The following is a 25,664-nucleotide window of genomic DNA, read 5'->3' as shown; positions in this document are numbered from 1 at the left end:
GTATCGATCGGGTCCTATGACCCACGATACCAATGCCCGAGGTAAAATTCGAAGTCGACGTCGACAGTCCCCCTGACGAACAGCCCGGTGCCAACCCGTTCAACCGGTGGCATCCCGACATCCCGGCCGTGGTCGAGGTCGATCCCGGCGAGACGGCCCGTCTCGAGGCGCTCGATTGGACCGGCGGCCAGATCTCCGACAACGACGACCCGAACGAGGTCCGCGACGTGGACCTCACCCAGGTTCATTATCTCGCCGGTCCGGTTCACGTGAACGGCGCGACGCCCGGCGACCTCCTCAAGGTGGAGTTCCTCGACATGGGACCGCTCAACGGTCGCTCGGAGTTCGGGTTCACCGGCACCTTCTCCCAACAGAACGGCGGCGGGTTCCTCACCGACCACTTCCCGAAGGCCGCGAAGTCGATCTGGGACCTCGACGGATACACGGTTTCCTCCCGACACGTTCCCGACGTCCGGTATGAAGGCAAGATCCATCCCGGACTCGCCGGCTGTGCCCCGAGCAAAGAGCTGCTCGAGGAGTGGAACGAGCGGGAGCAGGCGCTCATCGACAAACACGCCGAGGACCCCGAATCGATCCCGAACCACCCGACCGGCGAGGCCGAACCCGGCGTGGCGAACCCGCCCACGAAGGACGGCGCACAGATGGGCGAGATGGACCCCGAGGAGGCCGACGAGGCCGCCGAGGTCGCCGCTCGCACCGTCCCGCCGCGTGAACACGGGGGGAACCACGACATCAAGGACCTCTCGATCGGGTCGACGGTGTACTTCCCGGTCTACGTCGACGGGGCCAAGTTCGGCATCGGCGACTTCCACGCCTCGCAGGGTGACGGGGAGATCACCTTCTGTGGCGCCATCGAGATGGCCGCCTACGTCGACCTCAAGTTCGACGTGATCGAGGACGGGATGGAGAAACACGGCGTCTCCCACCCGATCTTCGAGCCCGGCCACCGCGGACCGAACTTCGAGGACTACGTCACCTTCTGTGGCTACTCCGTCACCGAGGACGGCGAGCAGAAGTACATCGACTCCCACACCGCGTACCGACGCGCCTGTCTCCAGGCCATCGACTACCTGAAGAAGTTCGGGTACACGGGCCAGCAGGCGCTGCACATCCTCGGCACCGTTCCCATCGAGGGCCGCCAGAGCGGCGTCGTCGACGTTCCCAACGCCTGTTCCACGCTGGCGCTGCCGACCGGCGCCTTCGAGTTCGACCTCTCGCCCGGCAGCCTCGGGAACGCCGAGGACCGCGGCGACCTCGTCGTCACCGACGACCCGCTGGGGTGATCAGCCCCTTCCGCCGTCGATCCCGGCTCACTCGCGATCCTCGGCGTGATCGACGTCGACCGCGTCGTGGATCGCGGCCGTCAGTTCAGCGATCTCTCGTGGGTCCTCCTCGTCCCCGAGCTCGTGCTGGCGCGCGGCTCCCTGGAGAGCCAGCCGGACGACGTCGTCGGTGTCGACTACCGTGTGACCGATCCGGTCGTTCAGGTCGTCACGGATCGCGCTCAGCGTGTCCCGCGTCTCGAGCGACATCGACACCGAGGTCCGGAACGCGTGGGTCGTCTCCTCGTGCAGCTGCTCCGCCTGTCGTTCGAGCTCGTCGGACGCGTCGGTGGTCGTCATACGTCGTTCCTCGGCCGGCAGGCTCTTAAGCGGTACCGCGTTTCTCGAGCGAGCCGTGGTTTCGACGCCGCTCCGACGTCCCGCCGTCGGCCCGTGCTGTGGCGCCGGTCCGCGGGGCCACGATGTGGCGCCGGTCCCCGGGACGTTTTTTCGGCTGCGGGTCACACGTCGGGTATGAGCGAGATCTCACTCGCGATCCCGCAGGGGGTCATCGACGGCCTTCCCGAGGACAGCCAGGCGACGACACAGGACGTCCAACGAGCCGTCTCGGGCATCGAGTCCCGGCTCAACGCCGAGATCGAGGACGCGGACGGAACCGCCGAGGCGGCGAGCGTCGTCGTCGACGCCATCGAGTTCCTCGAGGATCGGATGGAGCGATACGACGCGTTCGTTCCCGAACTGCGCGCGTGGGGTCAGTCGCCGATCTACGCGATCACCTGGCGAAACCTCTACGCTGAGCTGATCGCCCAGCTGTACGACCACGAGTGGCTCGCGGAGGAACTCGACCGCGAGCGGAACTACCGGATCGTCGAGGACGGGATCCGGTTCGGCGGCTGACCGCGCTCGGCGCGGGGCGGACCCGGCGGCTCCTCCACTTGGTCGGGATCGATCCCGCCGGTCGTTCCGTTCCATCGGTCGGATCCTCGACCACTTGGCCGCTCGCCCCGGTCCACCGACCGTATTTAAGCGTCCGCCGCCCCTTGACCGCGTATGGAGCTCGAGTTGCGATTCTTCGCGACGTTTCGGGAGGCCGCCGGCTCGAAGACCGTCCACTTCGAGGTCGACGACGACGCGACCGTCGAGGACGTATTGGTGGCCCTCGAGAACGAATACGAGGGGTTGCGGGGGAACCTGATCGAGGACGGGATGCTTGCACCGCAGATAAACGTCCTGAAGAACGGCCGCGAGGTGCTGCATATGCAGGGGCTCGACACGCCGCTTTCCCCGGACGACACCCTCTCGATCTTCCCGCCCGTCGCCGGCGGGAGCAATGGCGCCGACGGAAGCAATGGCGCCGACGGAAGCGACGGCACCGGTGACACCGATGCCGACGCCGCCGACGTTGACGCGGCCGAGGCCACCGCCGCCACCGCCGCTGCCGACCGTCGCGAGCGATCGTATCGGGGGATCTCGCGGCGACTGGCCGCTCACTACCTCCGCAACCTCGGCGGGACCCTCGTCGGCACCGACGATCCGGCCGAGGCGACGCGAGTCGACGGCGACGGCTGGACCGCGGAGCTGTCGGCCGAGCCGGTCGCCGTCGCCGGATCGCTGACGCTGACGGAGGTGACGGTCGGCTTCACCGGCGATCCGGAAGTTCTCGACGACCTGATCGAGCGGTTCTCGCAGAAGGCGATGCGTGCGGGCGGATGACGCCCGACCGATCGCCCTGGGATCGATCGCCGTGGAACCGCTCACCGGATCGTTCGTCTCGAGGAGACGTCGACGGATCCGGTTCCGATGATACGCGTGGATCCGGTTCCGACGACGCTCGCGATTCCGATCCGGACGCCACCGATTCCGATCCGGACGCCACCGATTCGGACCCGAACGCCACCGAAAACCCCGCCGAGGGACTCCCGTTCGACGGGACCGTCATCGTGCAGGCCGGCGCCCTCGCCAGCGTTCCGCTCTCCCGGCTGCCGGCGATCCTGCGTCCGCTGCAGCGCCACCTCGCTGATCGGATCGACGACTATCGGCGCGACCACGAGCGCGTCCTTCGGGAACCGGACCGGGAGATATTTCTCGTGGACCTCGACCACTGGCGTGCGCTCGCGGACGGACTCGGCCTCGGCGAGCGAGCCCGCGAGGCCGCCCGGCGAACCCACGAGACGCAGCTGGAGCGGTCCGGATCGGTCCACGACCGGCGCGCCGAGTTCGAGTCGGCCCTCGAGATCCGGTCCGCGGTCGTGATCGGGACCGATGCCACCTCCTCGGACGCCGCTTCCGCCGACGCCGACGGCGGGCCCGCTCCCGACGCCACGGACGAGCGAGGCTCGTCCGCCTCGCGCTGAAACCCGGCTGCACCGTCCGACTCCGATACGGCTTTCAGGAGCCCGGACGGACCCGGCCGTATGCACGCGGACTTCCGCGCGGGTGCCCGTGACGTGTTGCCCGTCCTCCTCGGCGTCGTTCCCTTCGCGATGGTCGTCGGGATCGCCGCCATCGACGCCGGGCTGACCCCGCTGCAGGCGATCGGGATGTCCGCGCTCGTCTACGCCGGATCCTCCCAGCTCGCCGCGATCGAACTGCTGGGTGAGTCGGCGCCGATCGCCGTGGTGGTCTTCACCGCGATCATCATCAACCTCCGGATGGTGATGTACTCGGCGTCGATCGCGCCGCATTTCGCCGACTATCGACGTCGCACCCGGGCGTTCCTGGCGTATTTCCTCACCGACCAGGCGTACGCGCTCTCGCTGACGGCGTACGAGGCGGATGCGGTCGAGAGCGAACGGTGGTACTTCCTCGGCGTCGCCGCCCCGATCTCGGCCGTCTGGATGGTCTGTACCGCGCTCGGCGTCGTCCTCGGGGCTGGCATCCCCGACTCGTGGGGGCTGTCGTTCGCCATCCCGCTCGTCTTCCTCGCGATCCTGGTTCCGGTGATGAAGGACCGACCGCGAACCGTCGCCGCGCTCGTCTCCGGCGCCATCGCCGTGTTACTCGTCAATGCGCCGTTCAACCTCGGGCTTCCGACCGGGGCGGTCGCGGGGATCGCCGCCGGCCTGTTCACGGAGGTGATCCGGAACCGATGACCGACCACGGTCCGATCGCGATCTGGGGTGCGATCCTCGTCATCGGCGTGGCGACCTATCTCATCCGGCTCTCGTTCATCCACCTGTTCGGACGGATCGACGACGTTCCGCCGGCGTTGGAGCGCGCGCTTCGGTTCGTCCCGCCGGCCGTGCTCGCCGGGCTGGTCGCGCCCGCCCTCATAACGGTGGGGCCAACCCTCGAGGCCACCCTTCTCGACGACCGGCTCCTCGCCGGCCTCGTCGCCGGCGCGGTCGCCTGGCGGACCGAGGACATGTTCGCGACGATCGGCGTCGGGATGGTCACGCTGTGGGTCCTCCGGTTCGTCGTTCCCTGGTAACCAGTCCGGGCGTGGTCCACCGTTCGGCGTGATGACGACGCCCGACCCCCGCTCCGACCCCCGATCGTTTTCACGTCGCCCCTCGATCGGTGGGATATGTACGACGACATCCTGTTGCCGGTCGCGCCCGACGGCGACACCTCGCGGGCGGTCCCGCACGTCGCGTCGCTCGCGGAGCATTACGACGCCCGCGTCCACGTGCTCGCGGTCGTCGATACCCTCGAGGAGGCCCTCGGCGATCCGCAGCTCGAGACGCTCACCGAACGCCTCGAGACGGCGGCCCACGACCGGGTTCGCGAGGCCGAGACGGAACTGACCGACCGCGGGATCGCGGTCGACACCCACGTCCACCGTGGCACGCCCCACGAGGCGATTCGAACCGCGATCGAGGACCTCGATATCGACCTCGTGGTGATGCCGACGCACTCCCGTGAGGGCCTCGAACGCCTCCTCCTCGGCTCGATCACGGAGCGCACCATCCGGCAGTCGCCGGTGCCGGTCGTGTCGGTCCCGATGGAGTAATTCCGGCCGTGCGCGCGTTCCGGATCGCCTACGACGGTCGGCCGTTCTCCGGCTTCCAGCGCCAACCCGACGTGCCCACGGTCGAGGACGTGCTCTTCGACGCGCTCGATGCCCTCGACGTCGCCGACCTGCCGCGCGATCCGTCGGGTGGTCGTCCGCGGCCGCCGGGCTACGCCGCCGCCGGCCGAACCGACGCGGGAGTCTCCGCCGCGGCCCAGACGATCACGCTTAACGCCCCGGATTGGCTCACGCCCCGGGCGTTCAACGGGCAGCTCCCCAAACAGGTGCGGGTCTGGGCCGCAGCCGACGTTCCGGAGGACTTTCACGCGACCCACGACGCGACCCGCCGAACCTACCGCTATCATCTGTACGCCCCGCGCGATGCGGGATCGCCCGCCGACGGACGAACCGACGCCGGCGTCGAGTCGGGGCTGCCCGCGGCCGCCCCTCTCGTCGACGACGACCGCGTTCGAACGGCGCTCGCTCGGCTCGCCGGCGAACACGACTTCCACAACCTGACGCCGGACGAAAGGGGAACGGTGCGGACGATCGAAACGGGAGTCGATCGCGACGCCGATCTGCTCGTCATCGAGGTCAGCGCCGGTGGATTCCCGCGGGAGTTCGTCAGGCGGCTCGTCACGCTCGTCCGCGCGATCGGAACCGGGGACGCCCCGCTCTCGCGGATCGACCGCCTGCTCGCCGCCGAGCCGGCGTCCGGTCCGGATGGGGTCGGTCCGGCGCCACCGACGCCGCTGGTGCTTTGGGACGTCGACTACGTCCCGAGTGACGCTCCCGATACCGTCGACCGAACGGGACAGTCTCTCCAGTTCGATCCGGATCCGGAGGCCGTCGCGAGCGCGTGTGTCGCCTTCGGCGAGGAACACACGAGCGCTCGTCACGCTGCTGCAGCGACCGATGCGCTCCGCCGTCGGATCGGTTCGGAGCCGTCGAGCGTGCGTCGATCCTGACGGTACGCTGGACGTATGTCCGGCCGATCGGACCGCAAGCGCTCAGCGAGGACCCCTCCCTGACCGAAGGCCGGCGGCCCCTTCCGGATACCGGCGGTCGATGCCGTGAAGCGCTACGTTCAAGTACGCCCGATGGAAACGTCGTCGTGCACGCGCCGTTGGTCCAGTGGTAGGACATTAGCTTCCCAAGCTAATAGCCCGGGTTCAATTCCCGGACGGCGCACTTCCTGTGGTCGTGCGCCGCCCGACGTCCCGTTCGCTCGCGCTCACGGGACTCCCGGACGGCGCATTTTCCGAGCGGAGCGAAGAAAATCGCCATCGGGAATCGAACCCTGCCAGTCGCAGCGCCCGAGCGACGCGAGGGTGACCGTCGGGTTCTTGCTCGCCGGCCCGCGGCCGCTAGTCGCCCTCGGCGTCCGGCGGCGTGAGGTCGCGATCGAACTCGTCGAACCGCTCGAGGTCGTCGCTGAGCTCGACCGGAATTTCTCGCTCGTCCTGGCGGTTCTCGAGCCGTCCGTCGTCGATCTCCGCCGCCACCGACTCCCAGCCGGGCTTGACGCGGATGCTCTTTGCGGGCATCCCGACGACGACGTGGTGGTCCGGCACGTCGCCCTGCACGACTGCCCGCGCCCCGACGACGCTGTTCTCGCCGATTCGACAGCCGGCACGCACCATCGAGTCGTAGGTGACGCGGGCATCGTCCTCGACGATCGTGTGGAAGTTCCGGATCGACGTCTGGTCCACGATGTCGTGGTCGTGGCTGTAGATGTGGGCGCCGTCGGAGATGGAGACGCGGTCCCCGATCGTCAGCTGCCCGCGGTCATCGAGATGGACGTCATCGTGGATCACGACGTTGTCGCCGACCTCGATGTTGTGGCCGTAGGTGAACGAGATGCCCTTGAAGAACCGGCAGTTCTCACCGCAGTCCGCGAAGAGGTGATGTCCGAGCATCTGCCGGAACCGGAGCGCGAAGTGGATGTTGTCGGCCATCGGCGTCGCGTCGAACTGTCGCCAGAGCCACTGAAGGTATTTCGAGCGCTCGAAGGCCGCCTCGTCCTTCTCGGCGTAATACTCCGACTCGAGCGTCGCGTTGCACGGGTCGTAGCTCTGGAGCCGCACCCGTTCAGCCCGCGAGACGTCCTCACCCGCCTGCCAGGCGTCCCACGCCTCGCGGTCCCCGTGGAGATCGATCAGGACGTCCCGAACGACGTCGCAGGTGTCCTCCGACGAGGAGAGGCGGTCGTCCACCTCGTCGATGAACGCCTGCACCCCGGCCTCCGCGTCGTCGGGGAGGGACACGTGTCGCTTTGTCATCGGTGACCGTTGACCGGCGATCCACAAAGGGATTCGGTTGTGCGTTCTCGTCGCTCGACTGGGTGCTCGAACGCGCCTCGCGGCCTCCCGATCGTCGACGGTCCTTCGGGCGATCACCGCGGTCGACGGCCGAACCACACGCGCTAAGTGGGACGATCCCCTACCTCGACGTATGCACGACCGCGAGCTCGGGAACTCCGGGGTTGCAGTGAGCGAGATCGGCTTCGGCGCCTGGGTCATCGGGACCGACTGGTGGGGCGACCGCACCGAGGACCAGGCGGTCGAGATGGTCCAACACGCCCTCGATCGCGGGATCACCTACTTCGACACCGGCGACGTCTACGGCCACGGAAACTCCGAGGAGCTCCTCGGCCGCGCGCTCGGCGAGCATCGTGAGGAGGTGACGCTCGCGACGAAGATCGGCTACGACTTCTACAACAACCCGCAGGCCGGCCACGGCGAGCTGCCCAAGGAGCTCACCCCCGACTACCTCCGAGACGCCTTCGAGGAGTCGCTCGACCGACTCGGCACCGATCACGTCGAGTTCCTCCAACTGCACAACGCCAACGTCGAGGAAGTGACGCCGGAGGTGCTCGAGGTGCTCCGCGAGTTCAAAGCCGACGGTCGGGCCGAATCGATCGGCTGGGCGCTCGGTCCCTCGATCGGCTGGCTGGCCGAGGGCGACGCGGCAGCCGAATACGAGGTCTTCGACGCGGTGCAGACGGTGTTCAACCTGTTCGAGCAGGATCCCGGTATGCACTTCATCGAGACGATCCGGGAACTGGACGCCGACACGTCGGTCCTCGCGCGCGTGCCCCACTCCTCGGGACTGCTCAACGAGCAGGTCACGCCGGAGACGGAACTCGGGGAGGGGGACCACCGGTCCTACCGCCCGGACGAGTGGTACGAAACCGGCTGGGAGAAGCTGGAGGCGATCCGATTCCTCGAGCGTGACGGCGATCGGACGATGGGCCAGGCCGCCATCCAGTGGCTGCTCTACCACGACGAGGTCGCCTCGGTGACCCCCACCTTCCGGACGACCGACGACATCGACGAGTGGGCGGCCGCAAGCGACGTCCCCCCCCTCTCCGCGGACGAGTACGAGCGCGTCCAGGAACTGTACGCCGAGAACTTCGGGATCGACCGTTTCGACGGAATGGACGAGCTGCGAACCTCGGTCGACGGCGAGGACATCCAGGCCGCGGGACTCGACAAGCGGGCGGCCTCGTACTGACGGATTTCCGACCCCCGGTTCGGAGTGGCGAACAGCCGGCACCGCGAACGCGTTCCACGACGGCGTGCCGGACTCCCGCCTCGACCGACGTGGACGATCGGCTACGTCACGCGGCGAGGTGATGCGTTATCGTGGATAAACCACCGGCCGAGTGGCAGCATCCGCTACCCGGATCGTTCGAGTCGAGATCGAGTGACTGCTGCCTCGTTGGCGGCGTCTCGTTCACTTTCGCTTCGGGCTGGTGAGGCCCTCCGATATCGCCGAGCAGAACAGTCACCGCCGCTGACGGATGCGTCGAAACGGGCGGCTCGGGAGAAAACCCATCGTCACACGGGGCTCGGTGGGGGTAACCCCTCGTCACCGCCGCCCGGCGACGCTAGGGCCCGACGGGGCTTGAGTCACCCGATCTAGACCAGGTCGTACCGGCGCTTGAGGTAGTACCCCGAGAGTCCGGCGACGGCAAGGGGAACGAGAATGCTGCCGACGAACATTCCCTGGATCCCCATTCCGACCATTGCAACCATTCCGACGATGCTGCTCAGGATCGGCGCCAGCGCGGCCAACCCCACGAAGAGGCCGGTCGACGGACTCCAGTCGGTCGCGTATTTCACGTACTTGATGTCGTAGTAGAACGCGATCGGCAACACGATCCACGCGATCAGTTGGACCGGCCCGCCGACGAGCAGCGAGGTGAGCGCCTGGCTGCCGGCCGCAAGCGGGGAGCCGCCGCCCTGGATGCCCTGCACGGCCGACATCGCGCGGAACTGCAGGAGCGCGACGATCACCCAGAGGGCGGCGCCGAGGCCGACGCCGTACACCCAGCTGTCGGACGGCGAGGGGCGTTGGGTCGCGGTCCCGCCGCGTGGCTGTCCACCGCCGCCCGCACCGCGGCGTCCGCCGCCTCGGGCCGGCTGACCGCCCTGCGCCGGCTGACCGCCTTGGTAGGCCTGGTTCCGGACGCCGCAGTTGGGACAGATCTCGGCGTCGGCCTTGATCCGTTCGCCGCAGCTTCGACAGTAGACTTCGGTGACGCTCATTCGTGATGACTCACCACGCTACACCTGCTTGGTCGAGTTCCTGCCGGGCGCTTTCGATGATCCCCTTCGTGTGGAACGGGACGATGAGCCAGCCGAGGAAGAAGTAGTTCCCGGTCAACAGGTTGATCACGGCATACATCGTCTCGTCGACCATCAGGTATCCGACCGGCGTGAGGAGGAAGCTCACCAGCATCACGGTCGTCTTGTCCTTCCCGGCGACCTTCTGCAGCTTTCGTTTCCGCATCTCCGACATTCCGCCGCCGGCAGCACCGCCGCCGCCCCCACCGCCGGCAGGGGCACCCCCCGTGGCCGGCGCGCCAGCGGGAGCCGGTGTCGCGGCCTGCTGACGGACGCCGCAGTTGGGACAGATCTCGGCACGCTCCTTGATGACCTCGCCGCAGCTGGTACAGTAGACCTCGTCCGGACCGGGTTGACCGCCCCCGCCCGTCCCTCGCGGCTGCTGGCCGGCTGGCCGTCCCTCCGCTCGGTTGCCGGTCTCCGGTTGCGTTTCTGCCGCCGGCTGTCCGCCGGCCTGTGGTTGCGTTTCCGCCGCCGGCTGTCCGCCGGCTTGCGGCTGGCTCTGCGTCCGGGCCGATCCCGCCGCTCCGGCAGTTTCATCCGCACCGCCGTTCGCGTTCGATCCGTCGTGATGGGCGCTCGATCCCCCACCGGATCGGCTTTCGGACGCGTGACCGCCGGATCCTGAAGCCCCGCCGCTGTTGGACGACGTGGCCGACCCGGCTCCCCCCGAGGTGGACTCCTGGTTTTCGGCGTTGTCACCCCGTGTGTTCCCTTGTCCGCGGGCGTTCGATCGCCCGCCAGTTCGCTCCGTCGAGCGGTTCCGGTCCCGCGACCCGTCGTCGCGTTCGGAGCGTCGCGTCGATCCTCTGTTCCGTCGATTTCGGCGGCTCGCGTCGTCGGTTCCGGCGTCGTCGCGTCGTCCCTGCGATCGGCGCGAGCGGTCCGATCGTCCGGACCGCGACCGGCCACCCGACCGGTCCGTTCCCCCTCGATCATCGTCGTTCGACCCGAACTGCCACTCACCGTCGTCGGACTCCTCGTCCCGATCCGAGTCGTCCCTGTTGTTCGATGGCATCGCGCTTGCTTAGATAAGGCTCCCGTCCCTCACTTATTCCTTCCGGGTATTTGATACGCTTCCGTGGGTTCCGGCCGTCCCCGCCAGTACCGTCGGGGTTTTCCCCCGTCCCGACCGATCCGTGCACGTATGGAACTGTTCGCGGTCCCCGGTCTGCCCGAGATACGGGAGGGCGACGATCTCGCCGCGCTGATCGACGAGCGCGTCGACCTCCGTCCCGACGACGTCGTCTGCGTGGCGAGTACGGTCGTCTCGAAGGCCGAGGGCCGCGTCCGCGACTACGACGACTTCTCCCCGAGTCCGCGAGCCAGGGAGCTCGCCGATCGGCTCGAGGCGGCCACCGGCGATTCGAAGGATCCCCGCTTCGCGCAGGCGGTCCTCGAGGAGTCGACCGAGATCATCCTCGCGGAGCCGTTCCTGCTCACCGCGAGCCGGTTCGGCCACGTCGGCGTCAACGCCGGCATCGACCGGTCCAACGTCGCCGACGGCGACCTCCTGTTGCTCCCGAAGCGGCCGACTGAGAGCGCGGACCGGATCCGGTCGGGGCTGCCCGCCGACCGCGTGGTCGTCACCGACACCTGCGGCCGACCGTTCCGCCACGGCCAGCGCGGGGTCGCGATCGGCTGGTCGGGACTGCCCGCCAGCCGCGACTGGCGCGGCGAGCACGACCGCGACGGTCGCGAGCTCGGCGTCACCGTACAGAACGTGGTCGACGAGCTCGCGGCAGCCGCCAACCTGGTCGCCGGCGAGGGCGACGGCGGGACGCCGGTCGTGGTCGTTCGCGACTTCGAGTTCGGCGACCACGCGGGCTCGGACGCGCACTTCCGGGACGTCGAGACCGACTTCGTTCGGCAGGCGCTCCGCGAGTGGCGGTACGACGGCGGGGACGGAACCTGACGCTTGGTGACCCAGTATGCTCGGAATCGAACTCACGCCGGAGGACGAACTGGATCGACTCGTCGAACGCGGACGCGCAGCCGAGGCGGTCGGCTACGACGCCGTGTTTTCGACGTGTCACTACAACAACCGCGACCCCTGGGCGTTCCTCTCCCGACTGGCGGTCGAGACGGAGACGATCCGGCTCGGTCCCGGCGTCGCCAACCCGCTCGAGACGCACCCGGTCACGCTCGCCTCGCGGCTCGCGACGCTCGACGAGGCGTCCGACGAACGGGCGGTGTTCGGCATCGGTCCCGGCGATCCGTCGACCCTCTCGAACCTCGGACTCGAGGATCGGCGGGGGCTTCGCCCCGTTCTCGAGGCGTTCAAATCCGCCCAACGACTCTGGGACGGCGAGCGGATCGACCACGACGGGACCTTCGCGGCGACCGACGCCGGCCTCAACTACGAGCCGCCGCAGGGGAGCGACATCCCGGTCTACGTCGGCGGCGAGGGGCCCCATATGTGCCGGATGGCCGCCAAGCACGCCGACGGCCTGCTGTTCAACGGGTCCCATCCGGCCGACCTACGCTGGGCGCGCGAGCAGGTCGCGGACGGGCTCGCGGATCGCCCGGACGACCGTGGCGCGTTCGAGCTGGTCGCGTACGCGAGCGTCAGCGTCGACGAGGATTCCGACGCGGCGCGCGAGGCCGCCCGTCCCGCGGTCGCGTTCATCGCTGCCGGGGCCGCCCCGCCGGTGCTCGACCGGCACGGGATCGACCGAGAGGCGGCCGAAACCGTCGGGGATCACGTCAGCGCCGGGGAGTTCTCCGCCGCCTTCGAGGCGGTGACGCCGGCGATGATCGACGCGTTCTGTCTCGCCGGGTCGCCGGCGGACGTCCGTGACCGCGCGATGGATCTCGCGGAGCACGTCGACGGACTCGTGGTCGGGTCGCCGATCGGGCCGGACGTCGACGCGGCGATCGACGCGGCCGCGTCGGCGCTCGGCGACGTCTTCTCGGCGTAGCGGAGGAGAAAAATCGGGATCGAACGGGGACGAAACCGGGACTGAACGGACACGAGGCCCGGGATCGAATTGGAACGAAAACCGGGACCGAAAAGCGTCCTGATCGCGGCGAGACGGACTATTCGGCGTCCGTCCGAGCGTGATTCACTTTCCGGGCGAGGGAAGCTGGATGCCGACGGTGCTCGCCAGCGCGCCGACCGTCAGGTAGGCGATGGCGACGATGGACCCGACGAGCAGCACCTGTCCCACGAGGAACGCGAGGATCGAGAGCGGGTCGCCGTTGGCCACCACGTTCTCGAGGAAGATGGTTGCGAGCTGATACACGCCGAAGACCAGTTCCGCGAGGAACTCGACTGGTGTCATACCCCACGGTAGGGCGGAGGGGTATTTGGGTGTTGTTTCTGCTCGGGGGCGGCAGTGAGCCCGAAGATAACGTTTCGTCCGTCGGCCTCCGCAACCGAACTCCTTACCCCGGGCGATCCCGAAGGGTGGGTGATGAATACCCTGCTGTGGATCCTTTTGGGGGTGCTCGCGTACACGGCGGCGGCGGCGTGGCTGCAGAACCGTGGGCTGCTCCCCGGGTCGGTACGGGTCTCCGGACCGATGACGACGATCCACACGAAACGCGGCAAGGCGCTTCTCGACCGGCTCTCCGCGCCGAAGCGTCTCTGGCGGGCGATCGCGAACCTCGGCGTCGGCGTCGCGCTCGTCATCATGGTCGGGACGTTCCTGCTGTTGATCGCGAACGCCCTCAGCGTGCTCTCGAACCCGCCGGAGCCGACCGGCATCAACACGCCCCAGAACGTCCTCATCATCCCCGGCGTCAACGACTTCCTCCCCCTCTCGGTAGCCCTCGAGATCGTGGCCGGGCTGCTCGTCGCCCTCGTCGTCCACGAGGGCGCACACGGGCTGTTGTGCCGCGTCGAGGACATCGAGATCGACTCGATGGGGCTGGCGCTGTTCACGCTGATCCCGGTCGGCGCATTCGTCGAGCCCGACGATGAGTCCACGACGGAGGCGACCCGCGGGAGCCGAACCCGGATGTTCGCCGCCGGCGTCACGGCGAACTTCATCGTCGTCCTCGTGGCGTTCGCTCTCCTCTTCGGTCCGATCGGCGGCGCGGTCTCGGTCGCCTCCGGCGCGGCGGTCGGCGGAGCGTATCCGGGATCGCCGGCCGCGGAGGCGGGCATCGGACCCGGAGACCGGATCGTCGCGCTGGGCGGGGAACCGGTCGACAACGGAACCGACCTCACCCGCCGGCTCGCTGCCAACGCCGACGAGCAGGTCACCGTCACGCTCCACGACGGAACCGAGCGAACCGTCGACCGGTCCCTGCTCGTGACCGGCGTCGCGGAGACGTCGCCGTTGGCCGGGGACGACGGGCTGGCGGTCAACGACACGATCGCGACCGTCGACGGCGACCCGGTCCGGACCGAGGCGGCGCTCCGCGAGGCCGTCGCCGACGACCACGTCGCTGTCATCGAGACGACGAACGGGACGACCGTGGAGGCCCCGATCGGCGCGCTGGCAGTGGTCGTCCCCGACGGGCCGCTCAACGCAACCGCGGACGTGCCGGCCGGCGAGAACGTCGTCATCACCGCCGTGGGTGACGACCGCGTCGTCGACCGCGCGGACCTCAGCGCGGCGATCGACGCGCGCGACCCCGGCGAGGAGGTGCCGGTCGTCGGCTACGTCGACGGCGACCGTGAGGAGTTCGCCGTCACTCTGGGGTCGAGCGCCGCCGATGGCGGCTCCGCTGCGGGGGCGGATTCGACTGCGGAGAACACCTCCATGGCGGGGGGCGACGCCTACCTCGGCGTCCAGATCGCCGCCGGGGTCTCCGGCGTGTCGGTCGACAGCCTCGGCGTGACCGGCTATCCGGCCGCTCAGTACCTCTCGATGCTGACCGGCGCGGCGAGCGACACGTTCCTGGGCACGCTGCTTCTGATCACCGTCCTCCCGTTCTACTCGATCGTCGACCCGTCGGTCCAGTACAACTTCGCCGGCTTCGTCGGGACCAACGTCCAGTTCTACGAGGTGACCGGACCGCTCTCGGCGCTCGGCGACCCCGTCGTCTTCCTCGGGGCGAACGTGCTCTTCTGGACCGGCTGGATCAACCTCCAGCTCGCCTTCTTCAACTGCATCCCGGCCTTCCCGCTCGACGGCGGGCGGATCCTCCGAACCGCCACGGAGGCGGTCGTCTCGCGGTTGCCGGTCGACGCGAAGCCGCAGCTCACCCGGACGATCACCACCGGAGTCGGGGTGACGATGCTCGTCGCCCTGCTCGTGATGCTGTTCGGTCCGGTCGTGCTCGGGTGACCGACGAACGCAACCCTTACCGCCGGCCCCGACGCAGACGCGGTATGCGCGAGCAGTTCGAGATCCGGGACCACGACGGCGCGGGCCGGATCGGCCGCCTCTCGGTTCCGCGGGCCGGCGTGACCGTCGAGACCCCGGCCCTCCTGCCGGTGATCAACCCGAACGTGCTCACGATCGACCCCGAACGCCTGCGGTCGGAGTTCGGCGTCGACGCCCTGATCACCAACTCCTACATCATCCACAGCACCGACCGGGTCCGGGAGCGCGCCCTCGAGGAGGGGCTGCACGACCTCCTCGGGTTCGACGGCGCGATCATGACCGACTCGGGCTCGTTCCAGCTCGCCGAGTACGGCGACATCGACGTGACGACGACGGAGATCCTCGAGTTTCAGCACGCGATCGGCTCCGACATCGCCACGCCGGTCGACGTCCCCACGCCGCCAGACGTCGACCGCGAGCGCGCGGCGGCCGACCTCGAGACGACAGAGACCGCCCTTGCCGATGCCGCCGCCGTCGACACCGGCGAGATGCTCGTGAACGCTCCCGTCCAGGGATCGACGTATCCCGACCTCCGCGAACGCGCCGGCCGTCACGCCGCCGGGACCGACCTCGACGTCTTCCCGGTCGGGGCGGTCGTCCCGCTGATGAACGGCTACCGATACGCCGACGTCGTCGACGTCGTGCTGGGCGCGAAGCGCGGGCTCGACCCGGACTGTCCGGTCCACCTCTTCGGCGCCGGCCACCCGATGATGCTCGCGCTCGCGGTCGCCTGCGGCTGCGACCTGTTCGACTCGGCGGCGTACGCGCTGATGGCCCGCGACGGGCGATACCTGACCGTTTCGGGAACCGAACACCTCGAGGACCTCACGTACCTGCCGTGTTCCTGCCCGGTCTGTGCCGACCACACGCCCGCATCCCTCCGCGACGCCGGCGACGCGGAGCGGGAACGGCTGCTCGCCGAACACAACCTCCACGTCACCCTCGAGGAGCTGCGCCGGGTGAAGGAGGCGGTTCGGTCGGGGTCCCTGCTCGAGCTCGTCGAGCGACGCGCCCGCGGTCATCCGGCGATGTGGGACGGCTACCGGGCGCTGCTCGACCACCGCGAACAGCTCGAGGCGACCGACCCGGTCTCGAAGGGGACGTTCTTCTCGCTGTCGGCCGAATCCGCCCGCCGCCCCGAGGTCGCACGTTACCACGACCGGCTCGATCGGCTGTCCCTCCCGGAGTCGCTGTTGCTCACCGTCACGAAGCCGCCCTCGGAGCACGAGTACGACGCCGTCTGGCGGGTCAAACCGCCGTTCGGCCCCGTCCCGCCTGCGCTCGCGGAGACCTACCCGTTGACCGCCGAGGCGCCGAGCCGACCGAATACCGAGTTGTGCCGGGCGGCGGCCGACGGCGTCGCACGGCTTGCCCGTGAACACCCGACAACCGAGGTCACGTTCGCCCACGACGACTGGGAGGCAACGGTCCTCGACCGTCTTCCCGCGTCGGTCGCGCTCGAGAACCTCGCGACGATCGGACGCTGACCTTCGCAGGGGCCGGGTCCCGTCCCCGATCGGCGGAAAACGGGCCGTGACCCAAAGGCACATGTACGCCGGAACCGTACCACCGGCAACGAATGTCCCACAGTCCGTCACTGCCGGACCGTCCCCGTCTCGACCTCGATCCCGAGATGAGCGACGGGGAACGGCTGGAAGCGATCCGCAAACACTTCCGGCGGATCGTGCAGGTGAACGAGGAGCTCGAGCGGCGGCTCGAGGACGCCGAAACGCAGCGCGACCAGCTACAGGATGACGTCGACGAGCTGAAACGGGAAAACGAGGTCCTGAAGACCTCCTCGCTGTACATCGCGTCGGTCGAGGAGCACACCGACGAGGGCGTCGTGATCAAACAGCACGGCAACAACCAGGAGGTGCTCACCGAGACGGCAACCTCGGTGAACGGCGACCTCGAACCCGGCGACCGCGTCGCTATCAACGACTCCTTCGCGATCCAGACCGTGCTCGACGACGAGACGGACGCCCGGGCCCAGGCGATGGAGGTCGACGCCTCCCCCGACGTGACCTACGCGGACATCGGCGGCATCGACGAGCAGATCCGCGAGGTTCGCGAGGCGGTCGAGGACCCCCTCGAGAACCCCGAAGCGTTCGAGACCGTCGGCGTCGAGCCGCCCAGCGGCGTCCTGCTGCACGGCCCGCCGGGGACCGGCAAGACGATGCTCGCGAAGGCCGTCGCCAACGAGTCCGACGCCACCTTCATCAAGATGGCCGGCTCCGAGCTCGTCCGGAAGTTCATCGGCGAGGGCTCGCGGCTGGTCCGTGACCTCTTCGAGCTCGCGGCCGACCGCGAGCCCGCGGTGATCTTCATCGACGAGATCGACGCGGTCGCCTCCAAACGGACGGACTCGAAGACCTCCGGCGACGCCGAGGTCCAGCGGACGATGATGCAGCTGCTCTCCGAGATGGACGGCTTCGACGACCGCGGCGAGATCCGGATCATGGCGGCCACGAACCGGTTCGACATGCTCGACGAGGCGATCCTCCGGCCCGGCCGCTTCGACCGCCTCATCGAGGTCCCCAAGCCCGACGCCGCCGCCCGCGAACGGATCCTCGAGATCCACACCGAGGACATGAACGTCGCGGACGACCTCGACCTCTCGGGACTCGTCGCGGACCTCGAGGAGTTCAGCGGCGCGGATCTCGCCTCGCTGGCCACCGAGGCCGGAATGTTCGCGATCCGCGACGGCCGGACCGAGGTCACCCGCGCGGACTTCGCGGACGCGGTCGAGAAGCTCGACTCGGCCGAGGAGGCCGCCGACCGAAACATCCACTACCAGTACTGACCGCCGCCGTCGCCCGTTACGGCGCCGTCTCCGGTCCGTCGGCCCGCGTCTTTCCGTTCGGTTTCGAAACCGCTTAGCGCGTCGGCCGCCGACCCTCGGCGATGGCATCGATCCACGTCGCCGCCGGCGTCGGCGTCGCCCCGACGGCGATGGCGGCCTACGACGCGGCGCTCGCGGACGCGAACCTGCACAACTACAACCTCGTCACCGTCTCCTCGATCGTCCCCGCGGACGCGACCGTCACGAGCGTCGATCGCGCGCCCGACCTGGGCCCGGCCGGCAACCGGCTCACGGTCGTCCAGGCGAAACGCCACCTCGGGCCGGCCACAAGCGCCGGATCGACCACGGGCGCCGAGCCGACCTCGAGCGCTGAGTCGACCACGGGCGCCGAACCGGACGCGGACCGACCGTCGACGATCGCCGCCGGACTCGGGTGGGCGACGGGCCCCGGCCCGGGACTGTTCTACGAGGTACCGGGCACGGAGCCGGAAGCTGTTCGGGACCGGATCCACGAGGGGCTCGACGCGGGCGCGACCCTCCGCGACTGGGACCTTCCCGACCGTGAGACGCTCGTCGAGTCCGCAACGCCGTCTCCGGACGCACACACGTGCGTCGTCGTGGTCGCGGCCTACGGCGATTCCGAGCCGATCGTGTGAGTCGGTCCGAGCCGATATCGCCGAGACGAATCGATGGGACGACCCGACGAGACGAATCGACGAGCCGACTCGATCCGGTGTCGTCCCGATCCGGGTCCATTCCGGTCCGTCGAGCCCGGGTGACTCGCTCGGACCGATGCCGGGTTCGGCGACGCCTTTTTGAATGCGCTTCCCCTATCGATCCCAATCTCAATGAACGGCAACAATCCGTACGCGGGCGCACCGGGCGTCACCCCGGCCGGCGAACCGGACCGGGACGCGGTCGAGCTGTCCGCGACCCAGGAACGCGAGCTTCGAACCGCCGTCGCCGGGATCGTCTCGCGAACGGAGTCGTACCTCCCCGACAGCTACGTCGTTGGGTCCGAACTGTCGGTCGGCAGCAACGGGCCACAGGCGACCGTCGCGGTGAACCCGCCGGCCGGCCACCCCGTCTCCGCCGGCTTCGCCCCGGACGTCGAGGACCTCGAGACGGGGCTGGCCGACACCGACACCGAGGAGGTCGCGAAGGGGCTGGCGGCCAGCGCGGCCCTCCAGGTGATGGACGCGGTCGGCGAGATCACGCCCACGGCGAAGTGACGCCGCGGGGCGACGGATCGCAGTCCGGTCCGTCACAGTCCGGTCGGTCGCAGTCCCTCGATCGTCTCACTTGCCCCAGAAGGGATCGCGGCTCCGACGCTTGTCGAGGTAGCCGTGGAGCGCCTCGAGCTCGTCGGCGGTGATGTCGTTGGCGAGTTCCTGTTCGAGGATCTTCGCGTGCTTTTCGGGGATCTCCGTCCAGAGGACGTCGCCCTCCTCGATCTGGCGGCCGACCGTCGGCCCGTCGATGGCGACGCTGACGCGCTCGCCCGCGCGGGCCTCCTCGACGTCCTCGCCCTGCTTTTGGATCCCGGAGAGCTGGCCCCGGCGGTCGGGCTCGCCGTTCTCGAAGGCGACGACGTGCCGGTTGTTCTGGAGCGTCCCGGCGAGCACCTCGACGCCGACGACCGCGGGGTCGTTCTGACGGAAGGTGTGGTCGGGCAACAGCCGGAAGCGCGCCGGCCTGACGATCTTGTCGAGGACGGTCTCCTGTTGGGCGCGCTTGCGCTCCTCGACGAAGGTGTCGTACTCCTCGATGAGCTGGTAGATGACCTCGTCGGTGAACAGCTTGACGTCGGCGGCCTCGAGCTCGTCCCTGGCGTTCGCGAGGACGTCGACGTTGAACCCGAGGATCGCCTTGTGCTCGTCCTGGTTCGCGGTCTCGGCGATCGCGACGTCCCGCGGCGCGATGTCGCCGACCTCGGCGCGCATGATCGGGATCTCCGCCTCCTTGAGCGCGCTCGCCATCGCCTCGAGCGAGCCGAGCGTGTCCGCCTTGATCACGACCCCGTCCTCGGCGGTGTCGACGTCGATCTCCTCCAGTTCCGCGGTCACCTCCGCGACCACGTCGTCGAGATCGCGGTCGCGCACGACCCGGACCGGCGCGCCGGCCATCGCGTCCTCGAGGTCGGGGGCGGCGATCTTCACGCCCGCTGCGGCGGCGACCGAATCGACCTTCTCGAACTGCTTTTCCGTCCGGATCTCCGCAAGGGGCTGCGGCTGCAGCAGCGCCCGGATGTCCGTGACGATCGGTTCGTCCTGGCCGCCGATGACGACCTGGTCGTCCGTCCGGATCACGCCGTCGTACATCACGGCGTCGACGGTTGCGCCGAAGCCCCGCTCCTCCTTCACCTCGAGGACCGTCCCGACGCCCGGTCCCGAGACGTCGATCGCCATCTCTCCCTTCATGAACCGCTGGGACAGTCCCATCAGCACGGTCAGCAGGTCCGGAATCCCCTCGCCGGTCAGCGCGGAGACGGGGACGACGCCGATGTTCTTCTGGAAGTCCTGGACGCGCCAGTAGAGGTCCGCGGAGAACCCCGCGTCCGAGAGCTCCCCGATGAGCGCGTAGAGGTTCTCGTCGAGCATCGACCGGGCGCGGTCCGACTGGGCGTCGTAGGTCTCCTGGACCGGCTTCCCCTCCCGCGGGTTCCATCCCGGCGTGGTGTCGATCTTGTTGGCGGCGACGACGAACGGGGTTCCGGTCCGTCGGAGGATGTCGATCGCCTCCTCCGTCTGCGGCTGGAAGCCGTCGTTCACGTCGACGACGAGGACCGCGATGTCCGCGAGCGCGCCGCCGCGAGCGCGAAGGGTCGAAAAGGAGTGGTGTCCCGGCGTGTCGATGAACAGCAGTCCGGGGAGATCGAAGTCCTCCGGCTGGACGAGCTCGCCGGCCATCGTGGAGATCGTCGACAGCGGGATGTCGGTCGCCCCGATGTGCTGGGTGATCGCACCCGCCTCGCCCTCGCTGACGGCCGATCCGCGTATCTTATCGAGCAGGCTAGTCTTGCCGTGGTCGACGTGGCCGAGCACGGCGACGATCGGCGTTCGAAGGGTGTCGGAGTGTGTGTCGTCGGTCATCGAAATGCCCCCGAGAAGGTTACTACCGTGTTCGAGTCGTGGACGCCAGTTAAGTGTTTCAGAACGTCGAGGAGCGCAGTCACGAAGCCCCCGTTGCCCGTGCCCGCCCGAAAACACGCGGCTCGACCGAAGTTCGCCGCGTCCGTCGGCCGTCTGACGCCCCGTGGCGTTTAAGGTGACCGCCCGGATCGGTCACAGTATGGCCGACATCCTCGCGGAGAACCTCTCGGGCAAGGCGGTAATGGGATCGGACGGGACCGAACTCGGCGACCTGTACAACATCACGATGGACCTGAAGACGGGCGAGCTGCGGAACCTGCTCGTCTCGCCACACGAGCAGCTCGACCCCGGTCGGGTCGGGTTCGCCGCCGACGACCGCGGCCGGCTGAAGATCCCGGTCGGGAACGTGCAGGCGGTGAAGGACTACATCGTCGTCTCGCGGTAATGCACGTCCTCGACTCGTCGGCGTTCATCCACGAGTACGACGTCGACGGGCCGACGGCGTCGATCCCGGCGGTCCACGAGGAGCTCGAGGGCGGTCACGCCCTCCGCTTCGACGCGATGGAGGGGTCGGGGATGCACGTCCACGTTCCCGACGCGGACGCGATCAGGCGCGTCGAGCGCGCGGCGCGCGAGTCCGGCGACGCCGACGTGCTCTCGGCGACCGACGTCCGGCTGATCGCCGCCGCGGTCGAGCTGGACGCGACGCTGGTCACCGACGACTACGCGATGCAAAACGTCGCCGAGCGACTCGGCGTCACCGTCGACGCGATCGCGCGCGAGGGCATCACCGAGGAGCGCGAGTGGCTGTTCCAGTGTGCCGGCTGCGGACGGACGTTCGAGGACGACCGGGACCGGTGTCCGATCTGCGGGAGCGACCTGACTCGCAAGAATCCGACCTGAGGCGCGGCCGGATCCGGGTCAGGGCCGCCGCCGTCTCGACGCGTTACGGGCTCGGCGGATCCCCGTCGTAGGCGTCGTGGTCCGCGAAGAAGTTCAACATCCCGAACTTCACCTTCTCCGGCGCGATGTCGATGAGCTCCGAGCGCTCCTCGGGCGGGAATCGATCCCTGACCGAGTACTTTCCCATGTCCGCGTCGGTGTAGCGCCGGTCGGCGAGGATCCGCACCCCGAAGTCGTCGGGCCCTCGGATGACGCGGCCGAGCGCCTGCCGCGTCTTCCTGATCGTGGGCACCTCGACGGCGTAGGTCCATCCCGGATCGCGAGTCCCCGATCCGTCCGCGAACGCGCGGTCGTAGGCGGCCTGGACCGCCTCCATCCGGTCCGAGAGGTGCGGATACGGGACGCCGACGACGATCACCGTCCGTGCCGCGTCGTCGTCGAAGCTCACGCCCTCGGCGAGCGTCCCCCACAGCGAGGTGAACAGCGCGCAGTCGTCGCTCCCGACCAGCCGCCGACGCAGGTCCTCGGTCTCCGCGCTCGATCCATCGAGGAGGAGGGTCCCGAGCGAGTCCGCTCCGGCCGCCTTCGATCCTGCTCCGGCCGCCTTCGATCCCGTTTCGGCCGCGCTCGATCCCGCGTCCGCCGATTCCGATCGTCCGCCCGACGCTCCACGTCCGTCGCTTTGGGCCGTTGAACCGCCGTCGATCCCGCTTCGGAGCCGCTCGTGGTACCGTTCGGCCTCCGCGTACGACGGGAAGAAGGCCAACGTGTTTCCCGGCGTGAACCGGATGACGTCCCGAAGCAGTTGCCCCACCGTTCCCTGAACGTCCGGGTCCGAGCGGTCGGAGGCGAACAGCGGCGGCGTGTCGACGGCGTAGGTGACTCGGTTCGACTCCGGATACGCGAGCTCGTAGGCGAGGCTCGCGACGTCCTCGAGCCCGAGCACGTCGGCGGTCACGTCGAACGGACGCAGCGTCGCGCTCATCAGGACCGACGCGGCGACCTCATCGAACAGTTCGCCGGTGACCGTCCGCGGGATGCAGGTGTACAGCTCCGCCCGGCCGTAGACCTCGTCGGTGGTCTCGTTGCGTCGCACCGCGACGACCGGATACTGGCCGAACTCCGCGCCCTCGTCCATCCAGGTCGCGATGAACCGTGCAGCCTGCAGGGTTCCAGACTCCTTCCGGCTCGTGGTTTCCCCCTCCCGATACTGTCGTTCGTACTCCTCGTCGAGCGCTCGCCCGAGTTGGACCGCGAGCTCGGCCTCGACGTCGATCCCCCGACCCTCGTATCGGTCGAGGAACGCGAGCGTGAGGTCGTCGCGCCGGTCCTCGTTGGTTATCGAGACGTCCTCCCATCGGTCGCCGACCGACTCTCGAGCCCCGAAGCCGAGGGCCGAATCGTACGTCTCGACGAGCGCCTCGTGGAACGCTGACACGACGTTCCTCGCGGCCTCGGATCTCGAGTCGTCGCTCCCGTCGATCTCCTCGAGCGCAGACTCGAGGGTGGTCTCCGTGAGCGTCCGCGTCGCGTGCTCGCGTGCGGCGTCCTCGACGTTGTGCGCCTCGTCGAACACGGTGATGATCTCGGAGGGATCCCGGTCGATCCAGCGGAAGAACTGCTCGCGGATCGTCGGGTCGAGCAGGTGGTGGTAGTTACAGACGACGAGGTCGACGCCCTCCATTCCCTCCTTCAGCAGCTCGTAGCCGCACAGATCGCGCTGCTCGGCGTACTCGTAGACGTCCTCGGGCGTCCGGACGTCCTCGAAGAGCCACTCGAAGAACGCGTCCGTGTCCCGCGTGAGGTTGTTGTAGTAGTGGTCACAGACGTTCGCGGCGTCGATCTCGGCCAGCTCGTCCTCCAGCTCGTCGAGTTCCTCCATCACGGCCTCCCGGGCCTGCGCGGCCGAGGCGTCGCCGTCACGGCTCTCCGCGAGGAGTTCACGCTGGCGACGCTCGAGTTCGCCCTTGTCGGACTCGGTCTCGACGAGCGACCGCGTCGTGTCCCGCAGGGTCTGACACTCCTGGTAATCGACGTCGATGTGACACATCGACGACTTCCCCTTAAACACCACCGCGCGGATCGGCTCCGTTCGCGTGATCGCCCGCGCGTCCTCGACGAACTGGCGCATCTGCTGGTGGACGTTCGTGGTGATGACGACCGTCCGGTCGTGTTCGCGTGCGTGCTCGAGCGCCGGGACGAGCGCCGAGAGGGTCTTCCCCGTCCCCGGCGCGCCCTCGAAGAGGACGTCCTGGCCGCGCGAGAGCGCGTTGGCGACCCTGTCCATCGCCTCGCGCTGGTTGGGGTAGGGGTCCTCGTACGGGAAGAACCGCAGGTACGCCGGGTCTGACACGACCGTGGCTTGGCCGGCATCGGCTAAAAGGGGTCGGGTCGCTCACGGAGCCGGCTCCCCGACCCGCCGCGAGCACCCCATCCCGTCCATCAGGCGGCGGAAACCGGATTTTTAAAGACTCGGCGACCGGTATCGCCGACAATGACGATCGAAGACCGCGACGACGCCTACCTCATCACGCACGCGCTGGCGAAGGACACCCTCTCGCGGCTCCGGGACGTCGAGACCGAGCAGGTCGCCTTCCGGAAGGGGCTCGTCAAGCTCGGTCGGATATGCGGCTACGAGATCATCGACGGCGCGATGGACACCGAGTACGTCCCCGTCACGACGCCGCTGGCCGAGACGACCGGCGAGCGCGTGAAGGGGCTCGACGACGTCGTGATCATCAACGTGTTGCGCGCCGCGACCCCGTTCGTCGAGGGGCTGCTCAAGGCGTTCCCCCGGGCCAAACAGGGCGTCATCTCCGCGGGACGCGACGAGGACGCCGGGATGAACGACGCCGGCGAGTTCCCGATCACGATCGACTACGTGAAGCTCCCGGAGATAACCGAGGACGACACGGTCATCGTCGCCGACCCGATGCTCGCGACCGGCTCGACGATGTGTGCCGTCCTCGACCACGTGCTCTCGGAGGCCGACGGCTACGAGAACCTGTTCGTCCTCTCGGCGGTCTCGGCGCCCGACGGCCTCGTTCGCGTCGGTGACGCGGCTCCCGAGGCCGACCTGCTCACGGTCTCCATCGACGACCACCTCGACGACGACGGCTTCATCGTTCCGGGGCTCGGGGACGCCGGCGATCGGGCGTTCCGCACGACCTGATTCCGTCTCCGACCGATTCGAACCTGCCCCGATCGGCTTGACCCCGCCCCGACCGAGCCGGCCCTGCCTCCGCGCGCCGACCGCCCGCCCCTTTTAAGAGACTGCCCGGATAGATATCGGTATGACCGACGCGGAGCCCGACGAGCCCTGTAGCGCCTGCGGGGACCCGACGCCGGACGCGCTCGCCCGAACGATTCGGCTGAGCGTCGACCGCGCGAACATCGACACCCAGCGGCTCTGTCCCGACTGCTTCGCCGAGTGGATCGACCGCTACCAGCGGGAGATGGAACCCGAGTCCGGCGGCGTCGCCGAGGGCAATTCCGACATCATCGTGGACTGATCCCGTCGGTTCGGGTCCGGAGCCGTCCGGAGGTATATCCCCGATGCCGACTCAGCCGCCGTATGTCCTGACCGTTTGCCCCACGGTCGGCGAAGCGGGTGCGCGATGTCCCGCCGTGGGAGCCACGTTCCGTGCCGATCGAGCGAGTTCCGTCCTCGCGTTTGGTCGGGAATCCGCATCGCCTGTTC

The 25,664-nt window shown here is 68.8% G+C and carries 27 protein-coding genes, 1 tRNA gene and 1 pseudogene; 22 read left to right on the top strand and 7 right to left on the bottom strand.

Annotated features, from left to right (window positions below; translation table 11 throughout):
• Positions 1–32 precede the first annotated feature (32 nt).
• Complete coding sequence (gene fmdA, locus BLV25_RS11620) at positions 33–1,304, top strand: formamidase (protein ID WP_021073198.1); 1,272 nt, start codon at positions 33–35, stop codon at positions 1,302–1,304.
• 27 nt (positions 1,305–1,331) lie between these two features.
• Here the strand turns inward: fmdA and BLV25_RS11615 are convergent, their stop codons facing one another.
• Positions 1,332–1,643, bottom strand: a complete 312-nt coding sequence (locus BLV25_RS11615; protein WP_021073197.1) for a hypothetical protein — start codon at positions 1,641–1,643, stop codon at positions 1,332–1,334.
• 174 nt (positions 1,644–1,817) lie between these two features.
• On the opposite strand from BLV25_RS11615, the gene BLV25_RS11610 reads away from it, so the two are divergent.
• The 9 genes and pseudogenes from BLV25_RS11610 (at position 1,818) to BLV25_RS11575 (ending at position 6,447) form a co-directional block, all read left to right on the top strand.
• Positions 1,818–2,201: a hypothetical protein gene (locus BLV25_RS11610; RefSeq protein ID WP_092733387.1), complete on the top strand. Its 384-nt coding sequence runs from the start codon at positions 1,818–1,820 to the stop codon at positions 2,199–2,201.
• A gap of 153 nt (positions 2,202–2,354) precedes the next feature.
• Positions 2,355–2,633 (top strand): annotated as a pseudogene (locus tag BLV25_RS17480) (ubiquitin-like small modifier protein 1); the annotation flags it as partial.
• Positions 2,607–3,017: a hypothetical protein gene (locus tag BLV25_RS16805; protein ID WP_143114431.1), complete on the top strand. Its 411-nt coding sequence runs from the start codon at positions 2,607–2,609 to the stop codon at positions 3,015–3,017. The pseudogene BLV25_RS17480 and the gene BLV25_RS16805, both read left to right, overlap by 27 nt.
• Positions 3,014–3,658 carry a hypothetical protein gene (locus BLV25_RS17900; protein ID WP_256335707.1) on the top strand — a complete coding sequence of 215 codons (645 nt, stop codon included), beginning with the start codon at positions 3,014–3,016 and terminating at the stop codon, positions 3,656–3,658. Before BLV25_RS16805 ends, BLV25_RS17900 begins: the two co-directional genes overlap by 4 nt.
• Before the next feature lie 60 nt (positions 3,659–3,718).
• Complete coding sequence (locus BLV25_RS11595; protein WP_021073193.1) at positions 3,719–4,396, top strand: AzlC family ABC transporter permease; 678 nt, start codon at positions 3,719–3,721, stop codon at positions 4,394–4,396.
• A complete protein-coding gene (locus tag BLV25_RS11590; protein ID WP_021073192.1) occupies positions 4,393–4,734 on the top strand; it encodes an AzlD domain-containing protein in 342 nt (113 codons plus the stop codon). Before BLV25_RS11595 ends, BLV25_RS11590 begins: the two co-directional genes overlap by 4 nt.
• 96 nt (positions 4,735–4,830) lie before the next feature.
• Positions 4,831–5,256: a universal stress protein gene (locus tag BLV25_RS11585; protein ID WP_021073191.1), complete on the top strand. Its 426-nt coding sequence runs from the start codon at positions 4,831–4,833 to the stop codon at positions 5,254–5,256.
• Positions 5,257–5,264: 8 nt separating this feature from the next.
• Positions 5,265–6,224, top strand: coding sequence for a tRNA pseudouridine(38-40) synthase TruA (truA, locus tag BLV25_RS11580; RefSeq protein ID WP_256335706.1), 960 nt, complete (start codon positions 5,265–5,267; stop codon positions 6,222–6,224).
• A gap of 152 nt (positions 6,225–6,376) precedes the next feature.
• Positions 6,377–6,447: transfer RNA gene (locus BLV25_RS11575), tRNA-Gly, on the top strand.
• Positions 6,448–6,623: 176 nt separating this feature from the next.
• Here BLV25_RS11575 and BLV25_RS11570 read toward each other — a convergent pair.
• Positions 6,624–7,538 (bottom strand): acyltransferase, encoded by a 915-nt coding sequence (locus BLV25_RS11570; protein ID WP_021073189.1) that lies wholly within the window; start codon positions 7,536–7,538, stop codon positions 6,624–6,626.
• 172 nt (positions 7,539–7,710) lie between these two features.
• Between BLV25_RS11570 and BLV25_RS11565 the strand changes: the two genes are divergently transcribed.
• Positions 7,711–8,772 carry an aldo/keto reductase gene (locus BLV25_RS11565; RefSeq protein WP_092733379.1) on the top strand — a complete coding sequence of 354 codons (1,062 nt, stop codon included), beginning with the start codon at positions 7,711–7,713 and terminating at the stop codon, positions 8,770–8,772.
• A 407-nt stretch (positions 8,773–9,179) separates the two neighbouring features.
• On the opposite strand, the gene BLV25_RS11560 is transcribed toward BLV25_RS11565, so the two are convergent.
• Positions 9,180–9,809 carry a zinc ribbon domain-containing protein gene (locus BLV25_RS11560; RefSeq protein ID WP_021073187.1) on the bottom strand — a complete coding sequence of 210 codons (630 nt, stop codon included), beginning with the start codon at positions 9,807–9,809 and terminating at the stop codon, positions 9,180–9,182.
• A 10-nt stretch (positions 9,810–9,819) separates the two neighbouring features.
• On the bottom strand, positions 9,820–10,905 hold the full coding sequence (locus BLV25_RS11555; protein WP_039401119.1) for a zinc ribbon domain-containing protein: 1,086 nt from the start codon (positions 10,903–10,905) through the stop codon (positions 9,820–9,822).
• Between the two features lie 129 nt (positions 10,906–11,034).
• Between BLV25_RS11555 and BLV25_RS11550 the strand changes: the two genes are divergently transcribed.
• Positions 11,035–11,802 carry a coenzyme F420-0:L-glutamate ligase gene (locus BLV25_RS11550; RefSeq protein ID WP_092733376.1) on the top strand — a complete coding sequence of 256 codons (768 nt, stop codon included), beginning with the start codon at positions 11,035–11,037 and terminating at the stop codon, positions 11,800–11,802.
• A 16-nt stretch (positions 11,803–11,818) separates the two neighbouring features.
• Positions 11,819–12,808 (top strand): 5,10-methylenetetrahydromethanopterin reductase, encoded by a 990-nt coding sequence (locus BLV25_RS11545; protein WP_092733373.1) that lies wholly within the window; start codon positions 11,819–11,821, stop codon positions 12,806–12,808.
• A gap of 144 nt (positions 12,809–12,952) precedes the next feature.
• On the opposite strand, the gene BLV25_RS11540 is transcribed toward BLV25_RS11545, so the two are convergent.
• Positions 12,953–13,171 (bottom strand): hypothetical protein, encoded by a 219-nt coding sequence (locus BLV25_RS11540; RefSeq protein WP_021073182.1) that lies wholly within the window; start codon positions 13,169–13,171, stop codon positions 12,953–12,955.
• Between the two features lie 132 nt (positions 13,172–13,303).
• Between BLV25_RS11540 and BLV25_RS11535 the strand changes: the two genes are divergently transcribed.
• The 5 genes from BLV25_RS11535 (at position 13,304) to BLV25_RS11515 (ending at position 19,201) form a co-directional block, all read left to right on the top strand.
• On the top strand, positions 13,304–15,127 hold the full coding sequence (locus BLV25_RS11535; protein WP_092733369.1) for a site-2 protease family protein: 1,824 nt from the start codon (positions 13,304–13,306) through the stop codon (positions 15,125–15,127).
• A 44-nt stretch (positions 15,128–15,171) separates the two neighbouring features.
• On the top strand, positions 15,172–16,653 hold the full coding sequence (gene tgtA, locus BLV25_RS11530; RefSeq protein ID WP_092733366.1) for a tRNA guanosine(15) transglycosylase TgtA: 1,482 nt from the start codon (positions 15,172–15,174) through the stop codon (positions 16,651–16,653).
• 92 nt (positions 16,654–16,745) lie between these two features.
• A complete protein-coding gene (pan2, locus tag BLV25_RS11525) occupies positions 16,746–17,969 on the top strand; it encodes a proteasome-activating nucleotidase Pan2 (RefSeq protein ID WP_039401107.1) in 1,224 nt (407 codons plus the stop codon).
• 101 nt (positions 17,970–18,070) lie between these two features.
• Positions 18,071–18,625, top strand: a complete 555-nt coding sequence (locus BLV25_RS11520; RefSeq protein ID WP_021073177.1) for a pyruvoyl-dependent arginine decarboxylase — start codon at positions 18,071–18,073, stop codon at positions 18,623–18,625.
• Between the two features lie 192 nt (positions 18,626–18,817).
• The gene (locus tag BLV25_RS11515) at positions 18,818–19,201 is read left to right on the top strand and encodes a DUF5811 family protein (RefSeq protein WP_092733363.1); all 384 of its coding nucleotides are present in this window, start codon (positions 18,818–18,820) and stop codon (positions 19,199–19,201) included.
• A gap of 66 nt (positions 19,202–19,267) precedes the next feature.
• Here the strand turns inward: BLV25_RS11515 and infB are convergent, their stop codons facing one another.
• Positions 19,268–21,061, bottom strand: a complete 1,794-nt coding sequence (gene infB / locus BLV25_RS11510) for a translation initiation factor IF-2 (protein ID WP_092733360.1) — start codon at positions 21,059–21,061, stop codon at positions 19,268–19,270.
• 199 nt (positions 21,062–21,260) lie between these two features.
• Between infB and BLV25_RS11505 the strand changes: the two genes are divergently transcribed.
• Together BLV25_RS11505 and BLV25_RS11500 are read left to right on the top strand one after the other, a co-directional pair.
• The gene (locus BLV25_RS11505; RefSeq protein WP_021074594.1) at positions 21,261–21,506 is read left to right on the top strand and encodes a PRC-barrel domain-containing protein; all 246 of its coding nucleotides are present in this window, start codon (positions 21,261–21,263) and stop codon (positions 21,504–21,506) included.
• Positions 21,506–21,964, top strand: coding sequence for an NOB1 family endonuclease (locus BLV25_RS11500; RefSeq protein ID WP_092733357.1), 459 nt, complete (start codon positions 21,506–21,508; stop codon positions 21,962–21,964). Before BLV25_RS11505 ends, BLV25_RS11500 begins: the two co-directional genes overlap by 1 nt.
• A 43-nt stretch (positions 21,965–22,007) precedes the next feature.
• Here BLV25_RS11500 and BLV25_RS11495 read toward each other — a convergent pair whose 3' ends face one another.
• Positions 22,008–24,317 (bottom strand): ATP-dependent DNA helicase, encoded by a 2,310-nt coding sequence (locus BLV25_RS11495; protein ID WP_039401096.1) that lies wholly within the window; start codon positions 24,315–24,317, stop codon positions 22,008–22,010.
• A 141-nt stretch (positions 24,318–24,458) separates the two neighbouring features.
• On the opposite strand from BLV25_RS11495, the gene upp reads away from it, so the two are divergent.
• Both upp and BLV25_RS11485 read left to right on the top strand, forming a co-directional pair.
• On the top strand, positions 24,459–25,136 hold the full coding sequence (upp, locus tag BLV25_RS11490) for a uracil phosphoribosyltransferase (protein WP_021074597.1): 678 nt from the start codon (positions 24,459–24,461) through the stop codon (positions 25,134–25,136).
• Positions 25,137–25,257: 121 nt separating this feature from the next.
• A complete protein-coding gene (locus tag BLV25_RS11485) occupies positions 25,258–25,476 on the top strand; it encodes a DUF7569 family protein (RefSeq protein ID WP_021074598.1) in 219 nt (72 codons plus the stop codon).
• Positions 25,477–25,664: the final 188 nt, after the last annotated feature.

Source organism: Halopenitus persicus, assembly GCF_900107205.1.
Lineage (GTDB): Archaea > Halobacteriota > Halobacteria > Halobacteriales > Haloferacaceae > Halopenitus > Halopenitus persicus.
This window is presented reverse-complemented; position numbering and strand designations above follow the sequence as displayed.

Excerpts from the sequence above, each read along its gene's own strand:
- fmdA (WP_021073198.1), top strand. The coding sequence starts at position 33 with ATGCCCGAGGTAAAATTCGAAGTCGACGTCGACAGTCCCCCTGACGAA.
- BLV25_RS11615 (WP_021073197.1), bottom strand. The coding sequence starts at position 1,643 with ATGACGACCACCGACGCGTCCGACGAGCTCGAACGACAGGCGGAGCAG.
- BLV25_RS11610 (WP_092733387.1), top strand. The coding sequence starts at position 1,818 with ATGAGCGAGATCTCACTCGCGATCCCGCAGGGGGTCATCGACGGCCTT.
- BLV25_RS17900 (WP_256335707.1), top strand. The coding sequence starts at position 3,014 with ATGACGCCCGACCGATCGCCCTGGGATCGATCGCCGTGGAACCGCTCA.
- BLV25_RS11595 (WP_021073193.1), top strand. The coding sequence starts at position 3,719 with ATGCACGCGGACTTCCGCGCGGGTGCCCGTGACGTGTTGCCCGTCCTC.
- BLV25_RS11590 (WP_021073192.1), top strand. The coding sequence starts at position 4,393 with ATGACCGACCACGGTCCGATCGCGATCTGGGGTGCGATCCTCGTCATC.
- BLV25_RS11585 (WP_021073191.1), top strand. The coding sequence starts at position 4,831 with ATGTACGACGACATCCTGTTGCCGGTCGCGCCCGACGGCGACACCTCG.
- BLV25_RS11570 (WP_021073189.1), bottom strand. The coding sequence starts at position 7,538 with ATGACAAAGCGACACGTGTCCCTCCCCGACGACGCGGAGGCCGGGGTG.
- BLV25_RS11565 (WP_092733379.1), top strand. The coding sequence starts at position 7,711 with ATGCACGACCGCGAGCTCGGGAACTCCGGGGTTGCAGTGAGCGAGATC.
- BLV25_RS11560 (WP_021073187.1), bottom strand. The coding sequence starts at position 9,809 with ATGAGCGTCACCGAAGTCTACTGTCGAAGCTGCGGCGAACGGATCAAG.
- BLV25_RS11555 (WP_039401119.1), bottom strand. The coding sequence starts at position 10,905 with ATGCCATCGAACAACAGGGACGACTCGGATCGGGACGAGGAGTCCGAC.
- BLV25_RS11550 (WP_092733376.1), top strand. The coding sequence starts at position 11,035 with ATGGAACTGTTCGCGGTCCCCGGTCTGCCCGAGATACGGGAGGGCGAC.
- BLV25_RS11545 (WP_092733373.1), top strand. The coding sequence starts at position 11,819 with ATGCTCGGAATCGAACTCACGCCGGAGGACGAACTGGATCGACTCGTC.
- BLV25_RS11540 (WP_021073182.1), bottom strand. The coding sequence starts at position 13,171 with ATGACACCAGTCGAGTTCCTCGCGGAACTGGTCTTCGGCGTGTATCAG.
- BLV25_RS11535 (WP_092733369.1), top strand. The coding sequence starts at position 13,304 with ATGAATACCCTGCTGTGGATCCTTTTGGGGGTGCTCGCGTACACGGCG.
- tgtA (WP_092733366.1), top strand. The coding sequence starts at position 15,172 with ATGCGCGAGCAGTTCGAGATCCGGGACCACGACGGCGCGGGCCGGATC.
- pan2 (WP_039401107.1), top strand. The coding sequence starts at position 16,746 with ATGTCCCACAGTCCGTCACTGCCGGACCGTCCCCGTCTCGACCTCGAT.
- BLV25_RS11520 (WP_021073177.1), top strand. The coding sequence starts at position 18,071 with ATGGCATCGATCCACGTCGCCGCCGGCGTCGGCGTCGCCCCGACGGCG.
- BLV25_RS11515 (WP_092733363.1), top strand. The coding sequence starts at position 18,818 with ATGAACGGCAACAATCCGTACGCGGGCGCACCGGGCGTCACCCCGGCC.
- infB (WP_092733360.1), bottom strand. The coding sequence starts at position 21,061 with ATGACCGACGACACACACTCCGACACCCTTCGAACGCCGATCGTCGCC.
- BLV25_RS11505 (WP_021074594.1), top strand. The coding sequence starts at position 21,261 with ATGGCCGACATCCTCGCGGAGAACCTCTCGGGCAAGGCGGTAATGGGA.
- BLV25_RS11500 (WP_092733357.1), top strand. The coding sequence starts at position 21,506 with ATGCACGTCCTCGACTCGTCGGCGTTCATCCACGAGTACGACGTCGAC.
- upp (WP_021074597.1), top strand. The coding sequence starts at position 24,459 with ATGACGATCGAAGACCGCGACGACGCCTACCTCATCACGCACGCGCTG.
- BLV25_RS11485 (WP_021074598.1), top strand. The coding sequence starts at position 25,258 with ATGACCGACGCGGAGCCCGACGAGCCCTGTAGCGCCTGCGGGGACCCG.